At 56.7% G+C, this 20,131-nt stretch carries 16 protein-coding genes; 9 read left to right on the top strand and 7 right to left on the bottom strand.

Features of this window, described 5'->3' with window-relative positions; all coding sequences use genetic code 11:
- Window positions 1–36: 36 nt before the first annotated feature.
- Together nudB and EZJ17_RS00750 are read right to left on the bottom strand one after the other, a co-directional pair.
- Window positions 37–522, bottom strand: a complete 486-nt coding sequence (gene nudB, locus EZJ17_RS00755) for a dihydroneopterin triphosphate diphosphatase (protein ID WP_067442753.1) — start codon at window positions 520–522, stop codon at window positions 37–39.
- A complete protein-coding gene (locus EZJ17_RS00750; RefSeq protein WP_151085906.1) occupies window positions 519–1,997 on the bottom strand; it encodes a mechanosensitive ion channel family protein in 1,479 nt (492 codons plus the stop codon). The genes nudB and EZJ17_RS00750 overlap by 4 nt, the downstream gene beginning before the upstream one ends.
- Window positions 1,998–2,436: 439 nt before the next feature.
- Here EZJ17_RS00750 and EZJ17_RS00745 point away from each other — a divergent pair, with 439 nt between their 5' ends.
- From EZJ17_RS00745 to EZJ17_RS00730, 4 genes are all read left to right on the top strand, one after another.
- Complete coding sequence (locus EZJ17_RS00745; protein WP_067442748.1) at window positions 2,437–4,005, top strand: serine/threonine protein kinase; 1,569 nt, start codon at window positions 2,437–2,439, stop codon at window positions 4,003–4,005.
- A gap of 78 nt (window positions 4,006–4,083) precedes the next feature.
- Window positions 4,084–5,229 (top strand): protein phosphatase 2C domain-containing protein, encoded by a 1,146-nt coding sequence (locus tag EZJ17_RS00740; RefSeq protein ID WP_067442746.1) that lies wholly within the window; start codon window positions 4,084–4,086, stop codon window positions 5,227–5,229.
- A gap of 31 nt (window positions 5,230–5,260) precedes the next feature.
- Window positions 5,261–6,958 (top strand): FHA domain-containing protein, encoded by a 1,698-nt coding sequence (locus EZJ17_RS00735; RefSeq protein ID WP_067442744.1) that lies wholly within the window; start codon window positions 5,261–5,263, stop codon window positions 6,956–6,958.
- 12 nt (window positions 6,959–6,970) lie between these two features.
- On the top strand, window positions 6,971–7,627 hold the full coding sequence (locus EZJ17_RS00730; RefSeq protein ID WP_067442742.1) for an FHA domain-containing protein: 657 nt from the start codon (window positions 6,971–6,973) through the stop codon (window positions 7,625–7,627).
- A 221-nt stretch (window positions 7,628–7,848) separates the two neighbouring features.
- On the opposite strand, the gene EZJ17_RS00725 is transcribed toward EZJ17_RS00730, so the two are convergent.
- Together EZJ17_RS00725 and ppsR are read right to left on the bottom strand one after the other, a co-directional pair.
- A complete protein-coding gene (locus EZJ17_RS00725) occupies window positions 7,849–8,538 on the bottom strand; it encodes a pseudouridine synthase (RefSeq protein WP_067442738.1) in 690 nt (229 codons plus the stop codon).
- Between the two features lie 201 nt (window positions 8,539–8,739).
- Entirely contained in the window at window positions 8,740–9,564 is an 825-nt protein-coding gene (ppsR, locus tag EZJ17_RS00720; protein ID WP_067442736.1) for a posphoenolpyruvate synthetase regulatory kinase/phosphorylase PpsR, read from the bottom strand.
- A 271-nt stretch (window positions 9,565–9,835) separates the two neighbouring features.
- On the opposite strand from ppsR, the gene ppsA reads away from it, so the two are divergent.
- The 5 genes from ppsA (at window position 9,836) to EZJ17_RS00695 (ending at window position 16,869) form a co-directional block, all read left to right on the top strand.
- The gene (gene ppsA, locus EZJ17_RS00715; RefSeq protein ID WP_067442734.1) at window positions 9,836–12,229 is read left to right on the top strand and encodes a phosphoenolpyruvate synthase; all 2,394 of its coding nucleotides are present in this window, start codon (window positions 9,836–9,838) and stop codon (window positions 12,227–12,229) included.
- Between the two features lie 160 nt (window positions 12,230–12,389).
- Window positions 12,390–12,830, top strand: a complete 441-nt coding sequence (locus EZJ17_RS00710) for a hypothetical protein (RefSeq protein ID WP_151085904.1) — start codon at window positions 12,390–12,392, stop codon at window positions 12,828–12,830.
- A gap of 100 nt (window positions 12,831–12,930) precedes the next feature.
- Complete coding sequence (locus EZJ17_RS00705; RefSeq protein ID WP_067442731.1) at window positions 12,931–14,013, top strand: TerC/Alx family metal homeostasis membrane protein; 1,083 nt, start codon at window positions 12,931–12,933, stop codon at window positions 14,011–14,013.
- An 88-nt stretch (window positions 14,014–14,101) separates the two neighbouring features.
- Window positions 14,102–16,222, top strand: coding sequence for a methionine--tRNA ligase (gene metG / locus EZJ17_RS00700; RefSeq protein ID WP_255362670.1), 2,121 nt, complete (start codon window positions 14,102–14,104; stop codon window positions 16,220–16,222).
- 140 nt (window positions 16,223–16,362) lie between these two features.
- Window positions 16,363–16,869 (top strand): hypothetical protein, encoded by a 507-nt coding sequence (locus tag EZJ17_RS00695; protein ID WP_067442729.1) that lies wholly within the window; start codon window positions 16,363–16,365, stop codon window positions 16,867–16,869.
- A gap of 78 nt (window positions 16,870–16,947) precedes the next feature.
- Here the strand turns inward: EZJ17_RS00695 and EZJ17_RS00690 are convergent, their stop codons facing one another.
- The 3 genes from EZJ17_RS00690 to waaF form a co-directional block, all read right to left on the bottom strand.
- Window positions 16,948–17,523 carry a hypothetical protein gene (locus EZJ17_RS00690; protein ID WP_151085900.1) on the bottom strand — a complete coding sequence of 192 codons (576 nt, stop codon included), beginning with the start codon at window positions 17,521–17,523 and terminating at the stop codon, window positions 16,948–16,950.
- 132 nt (window positions 17,524–17,655) lie between these two features.
- Entirely contained in the window at window positions 17,656–18,975 is a 1,320-nt protein-coding gene (locus EZJ17_RS00685) for an FAD-binding domain-containing protein (RefSeq protein WP_067444109.1), read from the bottom strand.
- A complete protein-coding gene (gene waaF, locus EZJ17_RS00680; protein WP_067442723.1) occupies window positions 18,972–20,027 on the bottom strand; it encodes a lipopolysaccharide heptosyltransferase II in 1,056 nt (351 codons plus the stop codon). The genes EZJ17_RS00685 and waaF overlap by 4 nt, the downstream gene beginning before the upstream one ends.
- Between the last annotated feature and the right edge of the window lie 104 nt (window positions 20,028–20,131).

Genomic DNA, 20,131 nt, shown 5'->3' with positions numbered 1-20,131 from the left:
ACAAGGCTCGTTTGGGGTAATGACTGCCATCATCTATCAAAGCGATGGGGCAGTCAATTTTTCAGGTAGCCTGCCCCCGGTTTCGGCGGCCAGACGCAACAATGCTTCGCGGTTGGAAGGGGAAAAGGCAAGACTGGCGGCTTCGGCCAGCGGCAGCCAGCGGTGGGCACGATGCTCGCGCGCGGAAAGGCTCACGGGGCCGGCGGCGGGAATGCGGGCGGAGAAGACGTGTTCGGTGTTGCGGGTAACGCCGGGGGCATAGCGGTGGCGCCAATGTTCGTAGATTTCGTATTCGTTTTGCGTGTGCCAGTCTTTGAGCTCTTCCGGCGAGAGCAGGATGCCGGTTTCTTCGGCCACTTCGCGCAGGGCGGTGGCAAACGGGGTTTCGCCTTCTTCCAGACTGCCGGTTACGGATTGCCAAAAGCCGGGCGGGGACACGCGCTCAAGCATCAGGGCGCAGCCTTGCCCGTCGTGCAGCACCACCAGCACGGATTCCGGGCGTTTGTAGGAGGGGCTGCTCATGACTGAGCGTCCTCTTGGCTTTCCAATGACTCGGCCGGCTCGGGATTGGCGTTGGCAAATTCGTCGGAGGCGGTATCGCCCTGCGCCTGATAGCCGGCTTTGAGCAGAGCGGCAGCATCGGGGGAGAGGTCTTGATTCAGAATGCGTACTTCACGCTGCGGGAAGGGGAATTCGATGCCTTCTTCGTTAAACCGCCGCCACACGGTGAGCAAAATGGCCGAGCTAAGGCCGAGAAAGCCGTTTTCGGGGTCGCGCACCCAAAAGCCAAGACGCAGATTGATGCCATTATCCGCGAAATCAATCAGATAGGCCTTAGGTGGCGGATCAGCCTTCACGCGCTCCTGCGCGGCAGCAGCCTCCTGCAGAATCTCAATCGCTTGGGTTAAATCGGTATGGTAGGCTACCTGAACGTCTAAACTCTGCCACAGGGATTTGCCGGTGTAGGATTCGTTGATTACGGTGGAGGTGATGAAGGTTTCGTTCGGAATCAGCGCCTCCTGCCCGTTGCCGCTGCGCAGCACCACGAAGCGGGAAGTGATTTGCGTCACGTAGCCGGTGAAGCCGTTTACCGTGAGCCGGTCGCCCGGGCGCACCGAGCGGTCGCCCAAAATAATGAAGCCCGACACATAATTGCTGGCAATCTTCTGCAAGCCGAAGCCCAAGCCAACGCCCAACGCGCCGCCGAACACAGAAAGTACGGTTAAATCAATGCCCACCAGCGGCAGCGCAATCAACACCGACAACACCAAAAGCAGCGAGCGCGTCAGTTTGGAAAGCACGATTTGCAGGTTCGGATCCAGCCGCGTGCTACCTTTGAGCCGCGCATCGATATAGCGCGACAGCCACATCGCGCCCACCAGCATCACGCCTACCCACAATAATCCGGTGAGCACGGTATAAAGCGAAAGCCGCGCCGAACCAACTGAAAACTGCAAGCCGCGCAGCCAGGCCAGAATCAAATCGTCAATGCCCGAAGCCCACAGCAGAAACGCGCCCCACAGCGCAGCGGCCAGCGAAGATTCCATCCGCTCGGAAAAACGGTTGGCCGGAATCGCCGAATGAAACACCGCCAGCACCACCCGAATCAAAATCATCCAACGTGCCGCCATCACCAGCAGGCGTAGCCACACCGCCGTTGCCCCGAAAAAGGCAAACCAGCCGCCCAAAGCCAACGCCCCGCCCAGCAGCATCAACAGAGGCCAAGCAATGCGGCGCCCGATATGGCGCAAAAAATGCGGCTTGCCGTCTTCCGCCGGCATCTTGCCCAGCAACCGGCCGGAGAGGAGATACGCCCCTACCAGCAAAGCCAACGCCAACACCAAATCCACCCAACCAAGCGTTTTGGATAAGCTGCCGAGCAGCTGGTTCAGCCCAAATTCCTCGCGCGAAAACAGGCTGAGCAAAAAGGTGTGCAGATTAGTACCGAGTTGGTCGAGCCAATCGGCATTGGTGGCAACAGTGAGCAAAGGAAGCATGATGATTTTCCGTGCGGTGTGTGATGGCGTCGATTATATAGGCAAACGGTGGGGCTTCATATGGTGGCAGGATTAGCAGGGAAAGTAATGTTTGGCTGAAGCATGAAATGGAAAGAGGGGAAACAGGCTGCCTGAAAAGTTTCAGGTAGCCATAACAATAATCGCTGCTAAGATGTAAAAACAGGAAACCTTTATCTTACCGCTCTTTCCCAATCAATACGGGGGCAGCATTACTCCTCTCCACAGCACTCCTGATGCCATCTACAGTACTCTGCCCTAATATTGATCCATTGAGAACCTCTCTGTAGTCATTACCAGTTTCCAACATCCTAAAAATTAACCACTTTGCTTGGCAGCGAAAATTGCCTTGTTTCAAGCTTCCTTTATATAATGCCAGTTGATGTGGATTATTTGTAGGTTTTGGTAAAGGATAGTGTTTATGACGCAGCAAAACGTCCAACGGGCAGACGCGCTGGTTGCAGGTAGCCAGCTTCACACCTATATCGTCCTCAAAGTGCTCGGCTCCGGCGCATTCGGTATCACCTATCTGGCCGAACATATCCATTTCGGCTCGCAACACGTTATCAAAGAATACCTGCCCGACAGCGGCATGCGCGTTCAAGAGCTGACTGTTCAAGCCAAAAGCAGCGGTGACCAGGAAATCTTCAACTGGGGCTTAAACGGCTTTTTCAACGAAGCCAAGCTGCTCTACGGCTTAAGCCACCCCAACGTAGTCAAGGTAACCGACCTGTTCGAGGCCAACGGCACCGCCTATTTTGTGATGCCCTATCTGCGCGGTATCACCCTGCACCAATGGATTAAAGAACACCCCAGCCCGAGTGAAAATGAGCTGGCCGGTATTTTTATCCCCTTGCTTGAAGGCCTGAAATATATTCACGAGCGCCAGCTGCTGCACCGTGACATCAAACCAGAAAATATCTTCATCACCGAAAACCAAACCCCGGTATTAATTGATTTCGGAGCCGCCCGGCAGGCTGTCGGCCAAAAAAGCCGGCCGCTTACCCAAATCCTTACCCCTCCATTCGCCCCTATCGAACAATACCACTCGCGCGATGTTTTCATGCCCGCACTGGATTTATACAGTCTCGGTGCCTGCATCTACCAATCCATTACCCACCAGCTGATTGAAGAAGCCCCCGCCCGCATCGCCGGAGAAGATACCCAGCCCAAGCTGGCCGGCAGTCGCTACGAAGACCGCTACAGCCATCATTTCCTTGCCGCCATCGACTACGCTCTCAACGTGCGTGCCGAAAACCGTTTCCAAAATGCTATGGATATGCAGCAGACACTGCTTGGACTGGCAGAAATTCCATCCCAGGCTGCCTCCCTCCCCGAAGCCGGCAATACCACCCAAGCCTCTTACCCAACACAAACCACCGTGCACGGGAAAACGCTACCCAAACAGCATAAAACTGCTCCAGCAGCGACCAGCAGTAAATCAAAATGGCTGTTGTGGGGCAGCATCGTTGCAGCAATGTTGGTAGTGCTGGTTATCGCCGCTTCCGTCCTGATGCGCGACGGTGATAAAAACGGCGAACCTGCCTCCCCACTCACAGCCTCAACTGCTGCCGATACACCGGTAGTACTGCCACCCGCCAGCCAAACCCAACCTGAGCAGCCTGCCGAAAACGATAGCGACAAGAATGACGGCACCGGTATCTCGGCTGCTTATCTCGACGAAATTAACAAACAGCTGCCACAAATGATCAGCGACGGCGTGCGTTGGGACAAAACCATCTATGTCGAGAGTAGCAATGAACTGATTATGCAGATTACCATGACCGACCTGCATCTCCGTGACCTCAACAGCGACCAGCTCAACGAATTGCAGAGTGCTATCGGTCCCGCCATGGCTAAAACCTCCTGTACTGACCCCAATATCAGCCCGTGGCTGATCCAGAATAACGGCACCCTTATCATTGCCTTCTACGACAAAAACGGCAAACACCTTGTCGATGGCACAGTATCCGGCAGCGACTGTCCATAAACCAGTCCCTTCTGCCGCATAGTTTTCAGGTGGTCTGCCGCCCAATTGCGGTATCAGATAGCCGCTGAAGGAGTACCTATGCAGATCAATTTCCATCAAGGCCAGTACATCGGCCAACGTGAAGAACAGCAAGATGCACTGGGCAACCTGGTGCTTTCTCCCCGGCACAAACTCTATGTGCTGGCCGACGGCATGGGCGGGCAGCGCGGCGGGCAAATTGCCGCCAAAACCGTGGTAACTGCCTTTTTAGGCTATTTCCAACATGGCCTACACGAAGCTGAGCAGGATTTGCGCCGAGCCCTGCACCAAGCCAACCAGACCCTGTCCGACACCCTGCGCCGACAGCCGGAACTCGAAGGTATGGGTACCACCGTTATCGCCGTGGTGGTAGACGAAACTGACAACAGCTACAGCTACATCAGCGTCGGCGACAGCCCGCTCTACACCTACGACCAAGGCAGCCTGCGCCGCATCAATGCCAACCATGCCTTTGCCGAAGATCTCAAACGTATGATCGCTGCGGGGGAAATCAGCAGCGAAGCCGCCGACCGCCACCCCGCCCGTCATGCCGTAACCAGCGCCGTAATGGGCAAAGACATCGCCCATATCGATTGTTCCTCCGGCACACTCTCTCCCGGCGAATTACTGCTCTTGGCCAGCGACGGTGTGCAAACCTTAAGCGATGAGGAAATCGAGCAAACCCTTATAGCTGCTTCAGGTAGCCTCGAAGACAAAGTAAACACCCTACTGGCCCTGGTGCAGGCCAAACGGCATCCGCATCAAGACAATACCTCGCTACTTTTGGTACAGGCAACTGCCAAACAAACCTCGCCCGCTACCCAAGTACACGACCTGTCTACGCAATCCCTCCCTACCACCGGCGAGTCCACGCTCTCTACCCGAATTTCAGGTAGCCCCCCGCCCGCACTATCCACCCCCAGCTTCCCCGCCAAAGGCCTTATCATTGGCTTTATTTTGGGTGCACTCTTAGTTGGCACCTGGTGGTTCACATCCAACCGCCACACCCAGCACATGCCGCCAAACGAGGATGTTTCCTCCGCATCCGCAACCTCTGCACCGGCCACATCCGAACCTTATACACCGGCCTCTCCTACCCCTACATCTGAGCCACCCTCTGTCGTATCCAACCCGAAAAATCCACCCGCTGCTTCCGTGCCGCTACCACTGACGCCGCCTAACTCCTCTGCGCCGCAAACCCGATAACACCATCTGCACAATCAATTAAGGAACCTCTATGAAACACTTTTGGCGAAAATTTCTGCTGCTATCCCTTTTGATGCTGCCCTGGCAGGCCAGCGCCAATCAGCCCGATGTTTTGAGCGCGGCCAAATCGGTATACCGCCTATGGATAGGCGTGCCGCTGCCGACGCAAATCGCCTCGCAGCTGGTCAGCCCGCAGATGCTCTCGGAAATCAACAGCAACGGCTATGTGCGCGTTGCCGCACAAAACGGGCAGAACCTTACCCTCTTCAAACAAAACGGCCAAATCTACCTCTTTGCCGGCCACGGTTCGGGCTATTTGGTGTCGACAGAAGGCCACCTCGTAACCAATGACCACGTTGCTAACGCAGATGTGGGTGAGATGGCACAGCTGGGCAAGCCGGAAGTGTTTGTGGTGCGCACCATTGCCCCCCACCTAGAGCTAATTTCCACCCAGCAGATTTTCAGCGACAGTGCCAAAGACCTTAGCCTACTGCAAGTGCACGGCCTCACTGGCAAACCGCTGCCGCTGGCTGCCGAAAAATTCCTCCAACCTACCCTACCGGTGTTTTCCATCGGTTTCCCCGGTGCTTCCGATGATATTACCTCCGGCTTCGGCTTCGGCGATCCCGATGCCTACATCCAACCGGTAATTGCCGAAGGCACGCTCAAACGCGAATTTAAAAACTACGAAAACCGCAGCTACTGGGAACACCACGCCCCTATCAGCGGCGGCAACAGCGGCGGTCCGCTGGTAAACCGCTGCGGCCAGGTGGTTGGCACCAACGAAGGCGCGCACAAAGAACAGGTCAACACTGTTATTGCCGTTTCCAACTCCGAACTTGTGCCGATTCTGCAAAACCACAACGTTAAATTTACCCAAATCAAGAACGAATGCGTAGATAGTGCCACCGCCAGCACCAAGCGCCAGCTTACCTTGCTTTATAGCGGCATGGGTTTGCTGATATTGTTGGCCGGCGGCGGCGGCGTGTATCTGCTGCGCCTGAAAAAACAAGTGAAAGCTGGCTCCAATCCGCCGATCAACTCCCAGTTGATCCGCCGCATCGTCGGCGCACAGCAGGCACAACAGCCGCAGCCAGCCCAAGCCGGTGCTTCAGGTAGCGTTACCCTCACTGCGCTCTGCGGCGGCAACAATATCGTCTTGCCGGCCGGCAAACCCACGATTATCGGCCGCAGCGCACCTGCCTCTGTCATCATCAATCAAGCGCAGGTATCCGCCCGCCACGTACAACTGCTGTTCGACGGCCGCCAAGTACAGGTGGAAGACTTGGGCAGCACCAACGGCACCTATGTAAACGGCAGCAAAATCACCCGTGCCGTTTTAAACGCCGGTGATGTATTGCAACTGACTGCCGACGAAAACATTGCCCGCTTCAGCATGGGCTCGCCACAAGCCGCCCAACCTCGTATTACCGCCACCCTACAACCGCTCAGCGCCGGTCTGCCCGCCATCGCACTCTACCTCGGTCAAACCGTCCGCATCGGCCGCAGTAGCGGCAACGACGTGGTGATCAACCGCCAGCAAATCTCCGGCAGCCACTGCCGTATCAGCGTAGACGCAGCCGGCAACGTTGTGTTGGAAGACCTGCAATCCACCAACGGCACCTTTGTAGACAGCCTGGAGCAGCGCATCAGCCGCACCACCTTGCGTTCCGGCCAAACCATCTATCTGGCCAACCGCGATATTGCCTACCAACTCACCCAATCATAAAAGGAACACAGCATGGCAATGACTCTCTGTGCTGCCGGTAAACACTACTACGACTCCGCAATACAGGCCGACTGCCCCTATTGCGGAGACTCCGGCTTTTCCGGTAGCCCCTACACCGCAGCCGCCCCGACCCCTGCCAACGAACGCACCCAAATGCTCGCTGCCGATTCGCAGCAACTGGCCGCCCAAAGCGCCAAAACCCAAATCCTTGATAACACCGCCACCGAGGCAAGTAGCGCCCCTGCCTTGAAAACCCACATCATCGGCATGAGCAACCAACCCGATGCCGAAGCCCGCGCTAAAGGCATGTGCGAATTCCCCGTGGTCGGCTGGCTGGTTATTACCGAAGGCCAAGGGCGCGGCACAGATTTCCGCCTGATTCAAGGGGAAAACCGAATCGGGCGCAACGCCGACCTCGAAGTCTGCCTCGATTTCGGCGCGCAAAGCGACAACACCGTCAGCCACGAAGCCCATGCTGTCGTGGTATATGACCATCACGCCAATGAGTTCTTCATCGAGCGCGGCAGCAGCCGCAACCTCGCTATGCTCAACGGCAGTACCATCCGTGGCGAGCCCACCCTGCAACGCAACGACATCATCCAAGTCGGCACCACCAAACTGCTGTTCCTGCCCTTCTGCGATCACAGCTTTAAATGGCAGGCAGACTGATTGAGAAGACGTGAAAAGGCTACCTGAAAAGCAGCACAGCAAGTTTCTGCGAAGCTGAAATTTTCAGGTAGCTTTTATTTACATCCACTTTTCGACACAAGCAGTAGGCCGTCGCGAATACAAGAGTACGGCAAAGCGGGCTAATGCCGTACAGAAGGGAAGTGCTTTCATTATATACCCGCCCCAACATTGTTTCAGGTAGCCTCAAATACCCGAGCCACTCAATCCTCGGGCTGGATAAAGCGCCACTGCCCCGGCAGCAAATCATCACACTCCCAATCACCGAAGCGCAGGCGGTGCAGGGCTTCCACGCGGTTGCCGGCAGCGGCCACCATGCGTTTTACCTGGTGGTATTTGCCCTGGGTGATGGTGAGCAGCAGGCTGTGCGAATTTTCCAATTCGGCAGCGGCAGCAAATACGGTTTCATTGTCGTCGTGCAGCAGCACGCCTTGGCGCAGAGCGGCACACAGCTCTTCGCCAGCGGGGTGTTTGAGCGTGGCGCGGTAGAGTTTGGCCACATGGTGTTTGGGCGAGGTTTGGCGGTGGTTGAACGCGCCGTCGTTGGTGATGAGCAGCACGCCGGTGGTGTCGGCATCGAGCCGGCCGACGGCTTGCGGCTCGGTGGCGCGGATGTGGTCGGGTAGCAGGGAAAACACGCTGGGATAGTCGCGCGGTTTGTGCGAAGTTTCGTAGCCGGCGGGCTTGTGCAGCAGGATGTAGTAGTGCGGCAGGGGGATGACAGCGATCTCTTCGCCGTCGATGGCGAGACGCTGCACTTGGTCGGGTTCGATTTCGGCAGCAGGCTGTTCGGCAGTTTCGTCGTTAATCGTAATGCGCCCTTGTTCGACCAGCTGGCGACATTGTTTGCGGCTGCCGATACCTTGGGCTTGCAGGTATTTGATGAGTTGCATGGTTGGCGAATAGCGGATTGGATGCGGGGATTATAGCAAAGTAAGTTGGCGGCCTAGCTGTACTGCTAGAGGCTACCTGAAACCCAAAGGAACAGATGGAGCCCTATATCGGCATGGTAATGCCGACCTGCCATACAAAAGGCTACCTGAAAACGGCAAGCCGTATTTTCAGGTAGCCTCTTCATATTGCAGCAGTGCAGTTTATGTGCGCCGTTGCAGTTTGCAGGCGAGCATAATGCCGGCGGCAAGCTCTTCCACGGATTTATGGGTGGTGCTGGTGTGGGGGATGCCGTGTTGACGGAACATGGATTCGGCTTCGCGCACTTCGCGCCGGCAGTTTTCGGGGCTGGCATATTGGGAGTTGGGGCGGCGTTCGGTGCGGATATGGTGCAAACGGGCGGGATCGATGGTGAGGCCGAAGATTTTGGATTTGAAGGGCTTAACCATGCGCGGCAGGTCGGTGTTGTCCAAATCGTCGGGGGTAAGCGGGTAGTTGGCGGCACGGATGCCGTATTGCAGGGCGAGGTAGAGGCAGGTGGGGGTTTTACCGCTGCGGGATACGCCCATGAGGATGACGTCGGCGTCGGCAAGATCTTTGGCGGATACGCCGTCGTCGTGGTTGAGGGAGAAGTTTACGGCTTCCATGCGGGCATCGTAGCGCTCTGTGTTTTGGATGCTGTGGGTGCGTCCCACCTGCAATACGGCTTGGGTGCCGAGTTCTTCTTCAAGTTTATTGATAAAGGCATCGAAAAAGCTCAGGTGCAGGCCGTTGCAGTTGCGGATGATGTGGCGGATGTCTTCGCTGACGATACTGGTAAAGATAATGGGGCGCAGGTTGCAGCCGTCGGCAATTTTGTTCACTTCGGCCACAATGCGTTCAGCTTTTTCGGGAGTATCAATGAAGGGGTAGGTGAAGCGTTTGAATTCGATGCTGTCGAACTGGTTGAGCAGGGCGTCGCCCATGCCTTCGGCGGTGAGGCCGGTGCGATCGGAAATGAAGATGGCGTGGCGTGTGCAGGGTGGCATTGGTGTTCCTTTCAGCTAGCCTAGTGGGATTCCTAATAAATTTTTGATGCGTAAATATGCTTAAAAACGACTTATTCTAGCAGCTTTTGCGGTCCAGGTTTGGGTGTAGTTTTCCTACAAGGCAACGAGCCAACAGTACAGGCAGTACAGCAAGACGAGCCAACGCAGCAGGAAAAAAGCATGTGCTTCAGCTATAGCCCATGACAGAAACCCAGCCAGCGGCTAAAATACTGCCGCTTTCCCTTAACTACCCACAGGACGGAATAGAATCATGTCTGGCAACAATGTAATCTGGTTTGAAAATCTGCGTATGACCAACGTGGAACAGGTGGGCGGCAAAAACGCTTCCCTGGGAGAAATGATCAGCCAGCTGGCTGAAAAAGGCGTGCGCGTGCCCGGCGGCTTTGCCACTACGGCCGAAGCCTACCGCGCATTTTTGTCGCACAACGGCTTGAATGAACGCATTTCCGCCTCGCTGGCTGCGCTGGATGTGGATGATGTAGCCGAGCTGGCACGAGTGGGCGCACAAATCCGCCAGTGGATTCTGGATACTCCGTTTCCGGCTGAACTAGAAGCCGACATCAAAGCCGCTTGGGATAAACTGGTGGCCGACGCGGGCACCGACCAAATCTCCGTGGCCGTACGCTCTTCTGCCACTGCTGAAGACTTGCCGGACGCATCTTTTGCCGGCCAGCAGGAAACCTTCCTGAATATCCAAGGCCTGGAAAACGTGAAAGAAGCGATGCACCACGTATTTGCCTCGCTCTATAACGACCGCGCCATCTCCTACCGTGTGCACAAAGGCTTCGCACATGACATGGTGGCCTTGTCTGCTGGCGTACAGCGCATGGTGCGCTCCGACGCTGGTGCTTCTGGCGTAATGTTTACCATCGACACCGAATCCGGCTTCGACCAAGTGGTGTTCGTAACCGCCTCCTACGGCCTGGGCGAGACTGTGGTGCAAGGCGCGGTAAACCCCGACGAATTCTACGTGCACAAGCCCACCCTGCGCGCCGGCCGCCCCGCCATCCTGCGCAAAACCATGGGTTCTAAACTGATTAAAATGGTGTTCACCGACACCGCCGAAACCGGCAAATCTGTGCAGGTGGTAGATGTGGACGAAGCCGAACGCAAACGCTTCTCCATCAGCAACGAAGAAATCACCGAATTGGCCAAATACGCGCTGATTATTGAAGAGCACTACGGCCGCCCGATGGACATCGAATGGGGCCGCGACGGCTTGGACGGCAAGCTCTACATTCTGCAGGCTCGCCCCGAAACCGTGAAATCGCAGGAAGAGCGCAACAGCACCCTGCGCCGCTACCGCATCGAAAACAAATCTGCCGTATTGTGCGAAGGCCGCGCCATCGGCCAAAAAGTCGGTCAAGGTACCGTGCGCCTAATTAAAAGCGCCGCCGAGATGGACCAAGTGCAGCCCGGCGACGTATTGGTGACCGACATGACCGATCCGGATTGGGAACCAGTTATGAAGCGCGCCTCCGCCATCGTGACCAACCGCGGCGGCCGCACCTGCCACGCTGCCATTATCGCCAGAGAATTAGGCATTCCGGCAGTAGTGGGCTGCGGCAACGCCACCGATGTGCTCACTCACGGCCAAAGCGTAACCGTATCCTGCACCGAGGGTGACACCGGCCTGATTTATGACGGTCTGTTAAAAGTAGAAGTAATTGATTTGGCGTTGGATAACATGCCTGCTTCGCCAGTGAAAATCATGATGAACGTGGGCAACCCTGAGCTCTCCTTCGGCTTTGCCAGCCTACCCAGCGAAGGCATCGGCCTGGCGCGCATGGAATTCATCATCAACCGCCAAATCGGTATCCACCCGCGCGCATTGCTCGAATTCGACCGCCAAGATGCCGAACTGCAAGTGCAGATTAACGAGCGCATCGCCGGCTACGCCTCACCGGTAGATTTCTACGTGGACAAACTGGCCGAAGGCATCGCCACCATCGCCGCCTCCGCCTATCCGAAAAAGGTTATCGTGCGGATGTCCGACTTCAAATCCAACGAATATGCCAACCTGCTCGGCGGCAATATCTACGAGCCGCACGAAGAAAACCCCATGCTCGGCTACCGCGGCGCCGCCCGCTACATTTCACCCGATTTCAAAGACTGCTTCGCGCTCGAATGCCGCGCCCTGAAATACGTGCGCGACGAAATGGGCCTCACCAACGTGGAAATTATGATTCCCTTCGTGCGCACCCTGCACGAAGCTGAAGCCGTGGTGAAAGCACTAAAAGAAAACGGCCTAGAACGCGGCAAAAACGGCCTGCGTCTGATTATGATGTGCGAGCTGCCTACCAACTCCATCCTTGCCGAGCAGTATCTGAAATACTTCGACGGCTTCTCCATCGGCTCCAACGACATGACCCAGCTCACCATCGGCGTAGACCGCGACAGCGGCGGCCCGATTGCTGGCACGTTCGATGAACGCGACCCGGCGGTGAAAGTGATGCTGCATTTGGCCATCAAAGCTTGCCGCAAATTGAACAAATACATCGGCATCTGCGGCCAAGGCCCGTCCGACCACCCAGATTTCGCCAAATGGCTGGTTGAACAAGGCATCGAAACTATTTCGCTGAACCCGGATACGGTGATTGAAACCTGGCTCTACCTAGCTAAAGAGCTGCCGCCCAAGCAGTAAGCCCGGCTAGCAAGCCATAGCAAAGGCTACCTGAAACGCTACACAGCAAATTTCTGTGTAGTGGGTTTTCAGGTAGCCTTAATTACGTCCTGCCCATACGATAGGCAATCTGTGCTGCATTTTGCAGCAATATGCAAATTTTGCTGCCGCCGCAGGCAGCATGAATTACAATGCCACACCGCTACCGCCTAATCAGAAAAACTTGCCCGATATGAACGATTTCATCATCACCCCCTTCGAATCGGTAAACACCGACTCGGCCGTTTTCCAGCTGGATGCCACGTTCGACAGCATCAACCAAGAATGGAGCGAGGCCTCGAAAATCCTAATCGACAACATCCTGCGCCAAACCACCGAATACCGCTCTGCCTGCGAGCTGGTGTATGAAAATCAGGGCAAGAAATTGAAATCCATCATCTGCAACAAGCACACCAACCCCACGCTAAACAGCCTGGCCGTGTTCTCTGCCGAGAGCATTGCCGCCTGGAACGAACAATACGATTATGTGGAAGACAACTACTACCTCACCATCCCCGGCCTGGGCGTGTGCATCGGCAACATGGGCGGCAAAAAAATCCCCAAAGCGAAGACCGGCTGGTGATTGCGTTTGCGTGCGGCGAAATTGAGTATTACAAAATGTTTGTTCAGGTATAGCCGGTTTTTCAGGTAGCCCGTACACACCACCATAAGGATTCCCTCCCATGACCACCCATTTAGGTTTTCCGCTGGAAACCGTTGCCGTTTTCGTTGTCCTCTCCGTGGGCGCGATTGCCATCGACCTGTTTGCCCACCGCAGCGACAAGCCCATGTCGCTTAAAAGCGCCGCGCTGTGGTCAGTGTTTTGGGTTGCGGTGTCGCTGGCGTTCGGCGGCTATTTGTGGTTCCACCACGGCAGCGAGATGGCCAGCCTGTTTTTCACCGGTTATGTACTGGAGAAAGTGCTGTCGGTGGACAACTTATTCGTGATTATGGCCGTGTTTTCCTGGTTTAAAGTCCCAGGGGCCTACCGCCACCGCGTGCTGTATTGGGGCATCATCGGCGCGATTGTGTTCCGTATGGTGTTCGTGGCCATCGGCACCGGCCTGATGGCGCTGGGGCCGTATGTGGAGCTCGTGTTTGCCGTGGTGGTGGGCTGGACGGGCGTCATGATGCTGCGCCGCGATGAAGAGGAGGAAGCCAACGAAGACTACTCCGAACACCTGGCCTACCGCTGGGTACACCGTTTCTTCCCGGTATGGCCGCGCCTCTACGGGCACAATTTCTTCCTACACGGCCACGAGCTCACCGAAGCCTGCCGCCAAAACCCCGACGTGCGCCTCGAGCCGGCCGGCGAAGACCTGAAACATCCGGAGCAACACCACCCGCAGCCGGTAAAAAAAGGCGCGCTGGTGGCCACGCCGCTGTTTTTGTGCTTGGCTATTATCGAGATTTCCGATGTGATGTTTGCCTTCGACAGCGTACCGGCGGTGATTGCCGTATCCAAAGAGCCGCTGATTGTGTACAGCGCCATGATGTTCGCCATCCTCGGCTTGCGTACCATGTATTTCGTGCTCGAAGCCCTGCGCGGCTATTTGGTGCACCTGGAAAAAGCCGTGGTGGCACTGCTGTTTTTTATCGCGGTAAAACTGGCGCTTTCCGCCTCCGAGCACCTGTTCCAACACGGCTATGAAATTTCGCCCAACGCCTCGCTGGTGGTGGTGCTGGTGGTACTGGCCTTGGGCGTGGCCGCTTCTTTCGTGTTCCCGGAAAAAAGCAAAACAGAAGAGCAAAACAAACAGCCCTAAGCACACAGGCTACCTGAAAGCGCTGTTGCAATTCAGCACGGCAAAGCTCAATTTCAGGTAGCCTTTGCATCTGCTAAGGGCAGGCCCTTTGTGGCATAATACCGCCCATTTCCATCTTTCCAACAAACCGCGAATCATGACCAAATCACTGCAACGTAAAATCTTGGTTACCTCCGCCCTACCCTATGCCAACGGCAGCATCCACCTCGGCCACATGGTCGAACACATCCAAACCGACGTTTGGGTGCGCTTCCAAAAACTGCGCGGCCACGAGTGCCACTACTGCTGCGCCGACGACACTCACGGCACGCCCGTGATGCTGGCCGCGCAAAAACAAGGCATCGCGCCCGAAGACATGATTGCCAAAGTACGCGAAGAGCACATCGCCAACTTCACCGGCTTCCACATCGGCTATAGTAATTATTACAGCACCCATTCACCTGAAAACAAACAGTTTTCCGAACAGATTTACCGTGCGCTGAAAGCCAACGGCAAAATCGAAAGCCGCGTCATCGAGCAGCTTTTCGACCCCGAAAAACAAATGTTCCTGCCCGACCGCTTCGTTAAAGGCGAATGCCCCAAATGCCACGCCCAAGACCAATACGGCGACAACTGCGAAGTCTGCGGCACCACCTATTCCCCGACCGAACTGATTAACCCGTATTCCGCCGTTTCCGGTGCCAAACCCGAATTGCGCGAATCCGAACACTTCTTCTTCAAACTGGGCGAATGTGCGGGCTACCTGAAAGAATGGACTTCCGGCAACAACCCGCACGACGGCAAGCCCCATCTGCAAGCCGAAGCCCTCAACAAAATGAAAGAATGGCTGGGCGAAGGCGAAGAAACCACCCTGTCCGACTGGGACATCTCTCGCGACGCGCCATATTTCGGTTTCGAAATCCCCGACGCGCCGGGCAAATACTTCTACGTCTGGCTGGACGCGCCCGTCGGCTACATGGCGTCGTTTAAAAACCTGTGCGACCGCATCGGCATCGATTTCGACGAATACTTCAAAGCCGACAGCCAAGCCGAGATGTACCACTTCATCGGCAAAGACATCCTCTATTTCCACGCCCTGTTCTGGCCCGCCATGCTGCATTTCTCCGGCCACCGCGCCCCGACCGGCGTGTACGCACACGGCTTTCTGACCGTCGACGGACAAAAAATGTCCAAATCGCGCGGCACCTTCATCACCGCCAAATCCTATCTGGAACAAGGCCTGAACCCCGAGTGGATGCGCTACTACATCGCCGCCAAACTCAACAGCAAAATCGAAGACATCGATTTGAACCTGCAAGACTTTATCAGCCGCGTCAACAGCGACCTCGTCGGCAAATACGTCAACATCGCCGCCCGCGCATCGGGCTTTCTGGCCAAACGCTTTGAAGGCCGTCTGAAAGACGTTTCAGGTAGCCTGTTATTGCAAAAACTCGCCGCCGAAAGCTCAGCAATTGCCGAGCAATACGAAAACCGCGAATACGCCCGCGCCCTGCGCGACATCATGGCATTGGCGGATGCCGTGAACGAATACGTCGATGCCAACAAGCCGTGGGAACTCGCCAAACAGGAAGGCCAAGACGAACGCCTGCACGAAGTATGCAGCGAACTCATCAACGCCTTCACCATGCTGACCGCCTACCTCGCCCCCGTGTTGCCGCAAACCGCTGCCAACGCCGCGCGTTTCCTCAATCTGGACGCGATTACCTGGGCCAACACGCGCGAAACCTTGGTGGGCGAACACGCCATCAACAAATACGAACATTTAATGCAACGAGTGGAGCAAAAACAAGTGGACGATTTAATCGAAGCCAACAAACAAAGCATTCAGACGACCCCCGCGCCTGCCGCCGAAGAGAGTAAATACGAAAAAGTCGCCGAACAGGCCAGCTTCGACGACTTCATAAAAATCGACATGCGCGTCGCCAAAGTATTGAACTGCGAAGCCGTCGAAGGCAGCACCAAACTCTTAAAATTCGACCTCGATTTCGGTTTTGGAAAACGCATCATTTTCTCCGGCATCGCCGCGTCTTATCCCAACCCTGCCGAATTGAACGGCCGCATGGTTATCGCCGTCGCCAACTTCGCCCCACGCAAAATGGCAAAATTCGGCGTATCCGAAGGCATGATCCTCTCCGCCGAACTGCCAGATGGCTCCTCCCGTATCCTCAGCCCCGATACTGGTGCTCAGCCCGGGGATAAGATTTGCTAAATGCGGAAAGGTTATCTGAAAATTGTTAGCTTCGCAGAAACTACACTGTGCTGCATTGAAACCTTGCTTTCAGATAGCCTTTTCTGATACATTCTACTGCCGTTTCTTGCTGAAGCAACTCTGCTAGAGGAATCAATATTATGAAAAAATCCCTCGCCCTCCTGCTACTGGCCTCCTTCGCCGTGCCTGCCTTTGCTCAAACCCGGCCAGGCACCGACCATGCCTCACTGGCTGCCGAGTGCGAGCAGCTAATTAAAGATACCAACACCTTGGCCAACGGCACGCTCTGTTATCGGGAAAGCCCGGAAGCATCAAGCTATTTCAACGATTTATCCATGATACTGCTGTTTAACCACCCCAAAGTGGATCAATGCCGCCAGCAAGCTAGGCAATCTCCAAATCAAAGCCATACGGCCCGCCCCACCAACGCTGATTTGGGCAAACTGTGCGCCGAGAGCCGAGTCGAACGCGCCCGTCTGCGCCGCGAGATTGAAACCTATCTCGACAGCAAAATGGCCGAATACGCCGCTGCAGAAGCCCCCAAACGCGGCATCTCCGCTACAGAACTGCTGCACCAAACCCGCGCCAAGGAAACCGAGCGCCGCGCCAAAGTGGATGCCGCCATACGCCGGATAGACGGCCGTTAAGCAGCATATACCTGTGCAAGCAAAGGGCTACCTGAAAATTTGTTTTCAGGTAGCCTTTCCATATGCTCAAGCAGCCGTTTATTTCTGTTGCTGTGGCGCGCTCATCTGCTCCTGCCAGCGCTGCATATTCTGCTCCAATTGCGTTTGGTTGATGATACCGGCCGAAGCAAACAATACCATAACGACCATGGCCGTTACCAATAAAGTACAGAAACCAGCAAAATAGCCCAGCAACACCTGCCACAGACGCACGCCGCAGAGGCGGGCATAGCCCATCACACCCACGGCAAACGCCCAAGCCATCCAAACTTGCAGCAACAGCGCCAAAGCAGGCACATACAGCACCAACAAGGCTGGCACGGTGAGCACATCGGTGAGCAGCGTGTAGCCCCACAAGGATTGCCGCCGGCCGCCGAGTGCGCCCATCAGCCGGGTCATCACGCCGGCAAACACCGGCCATTTCACCAAATTTAGGCAAAACACAAACACCATCATGCCGTATTGCCCGGTCAGCACGGGCGAAAGCATCGCTGTGTTCACGGCAGCCACCATCACTAGCGCGCCCAGGCAATCCGGCAGTGAGTAGGCGTATTCTTCGGCAGGGCGCAATCGCAGCCGCATCAGGTTGGCGGCATCGCTCATCAATCGGTACATGGCAAGCAGTCGTTGGTTGTGGAAAGGCGGAATTATAGCGCCAAAGCCATAAAGTTCGCGCCAAAGCTAGAGGCTACCTGAAAGCGGCAACGAAGTTAACCGTTTTTCAGGTAGCCTCTTCATCGCCCTGCCCTAGCGCGCCCGATAATCTACTACCGGCGCCGGGTAGCCGTTGGTGTTCACTTCCGCTGTGGCCAGCCACGGGGCATGGATACGGCGGCTGTCGAGGTGTGCCAACTGCGGCAGATGGCGGCGGATGAATTGGCCGTCGGGATCGAGCTTTTGTGACCAAACCACGGGGTTGAAAGGCTGCCGCTCAACCCGCTTGCCGCCCAAACCGGCAGCCAGCTGCCAGTTGCCGCTGTTGGCGGCAGGCTCGAAATCCAGCAGCTGTCGGGCAAACCAGTCGGCACCATCCTGCCAGCGGCCGCCCAGCACGCGGCAGAAAAAGGCGGCACAGAAACGGCGCAGGCTGTGCGGTAGCCAGCCGGTGTCGCGCAGCAGGCGCATGGCGGCATCAACCAGCGGGTAGCCGGTTATGCCTTGCTGCCAAGCGGCCATCAGCACTTGGTTGGCCTGCCCGGCTGCGGCACGGTGTTCGGGCAGGCCTTGCTGCAGCATATCGGGATATTGGCGGAAATAATGCCGCCAAAATTCGCGCCGGGCCAAAGCTTCGCGCCAGGCAGCAGCATCAGGCGAGTTGCCGGCCACTGCCCACACCCGGCGTACCGACAGCGTGCCGAACACAAGATGCGGCGAGAGCTGCGAGCTGCCGTGTTGGGCGGGCAGGCTACGCAATACGGGGTAATACGGCAGACGCGGCAAAAATTCGGCCAGCTGCCGCTGGGCTGCGGTTTCGCCGCCGGGAATAGTGAGCACGGCACGGGGGACGGCAGGCAGCGCGGCAGTTTTCAGATTTTCAGGTAGCCTTTTCTGCTGCGCGGCCAAATCCGGCGGCGGCCAGGCCGGTGCTTGCCAAGCGGCATATTGTTCGGCACATGCGGCCCGCCAGGCTACCTGAAACGCGGCAAAGGCCGGCTCATTGAAATACGGCGAACGGATAAATTGGAAGGGCGGCTGTAATAGGCCGTCGGCCACGCCGTGCAGCCGGCAGCCCTGCTTTTCCAGCACGGCGCGTAATGCGCCCTGCCCCGCCCCGTTGGCGGCACACACCACCTCAGCCGCATGGCAATACGCTGCCGTTTCGGCCACCGCCTGCACGGGATTGCCTGTGCGCACATGCAGCGGAATACCGCATTCGGCCAGCCGCGCCTGCAAATCGCGTAGGCTCTGCCAAATAAAATAGCGCCGCCGCGCCGTGAGTGCACTGTCGTTCGGCCACACATACAGGCCGAGCAGCAGCCGGCCGGTGCGGGTGGCGGCTTGTAGGGCAGGCTGGTCGTCGGTGCGCAGGTCTTGCCGGAACCAGATTAAGGTAGTGGGTACGCTCATTTTGCTGGAGTTTCAGGCGTTTGTTCGGGGAAGCGGGAGCAGATGGCACGGCAGCCGGCTTGGTACACCAAATCCGGCTCGAGCTTGTTGAGGCAGTCGGTGTGGCCCAGCGGGCATTCGCGTTTGAAGCAGGGGCTGCACTCGAGGTACAGGCTCACCACCTGCGCATGCAAGCTCAGGGGCGGGGTATGCTCTGGGCTAGACGAGCCGTACACGGCAGCCAGCGGGCGATTCAGCGCGGCAGCCAGGTGCATCAGGCCGCTGTCATTGCACACCACGATTTGCGCAAGGGCGAGCAAATCGATGGCTTCGGAAAGGCTGGTCCGTCCACACAAATTGGTACAAAGGCTACCTGAAAGCCGCTGTACTTCTTCGGCGGTTTCGTGGTCTTTGGCCGAGCCGAACAACCAAATCTGATAGCCTTCAGCGGCATAGCGTTTGGCCAATGCGGCAAAATGGCGTGGCGGCCAGCGTTTGGCCGGGCCGTATTCCGCACCGGGGCAGAAAGCGGCCGCGGGGCGGTCGTGCCTCAAACCATGGGCATGCATAGCGGCTTCGCTGGCGGCAGCGGAAACGGCGAGGCGCGGGAAATCGCCGGGGCGCTGCTCGAACGGCACGCCTTTCGGGTAGGCCAAGGCAGTGTAACGATCAACCATCAGCGGCAGCGCAGCCTTATCCAGCTTGCGGATGTCGTTGAGCAGCGGGTAGCGGCTCTCGCCCACATAGCCGGTGCGCTGCGCGATGCTGCCGGCACGGGCAATCAGCGCGGATTTAAACGAGCCGGGCAACACGATCACTTGGTCATAGCCGCGCCGCGCCAGCTCCTTGCCCAGCCGCCAACGCTCGCGCAGTCGCAATGCGCCGTGAGCGAAGGGGTTTTCCAAAATCCGGTTGATTTCGGGCATGCGTTCGAACACGGCCATCGACCACTTGGGCGCAAATATGTCAATCCGGCAGCCGGGATGCAATTCGTGCAGGTGGCGGTAAAGCGGCTGCGTCATCACGCAATCGCCAATCCAAGAAGGAGAGATGATGAGGATATTTTTGGGCATGGCAAGGAATCGGCGGGATATAGCGAATGAATTTAACGTTCGCTATAGAACAGCGGCGTAACATTTTTCAGGCAGACTCTGGCGGCTTTGGTATGCCGTTATAG

The organism is Eikenella exigua, assembly GCF_008805035.1.
Lineage (GTDB): Bacteria > Pseudomonadota > Gammaproteobacteria > Burkholderiales > Neisseriaceae > Eikenella > Eikenella exigua.
The sequence above is the reverse complement of the archived record's forward strand: the minus strand, read 5'-3'. Positions and strand labels throughout refer to the sequence as shown.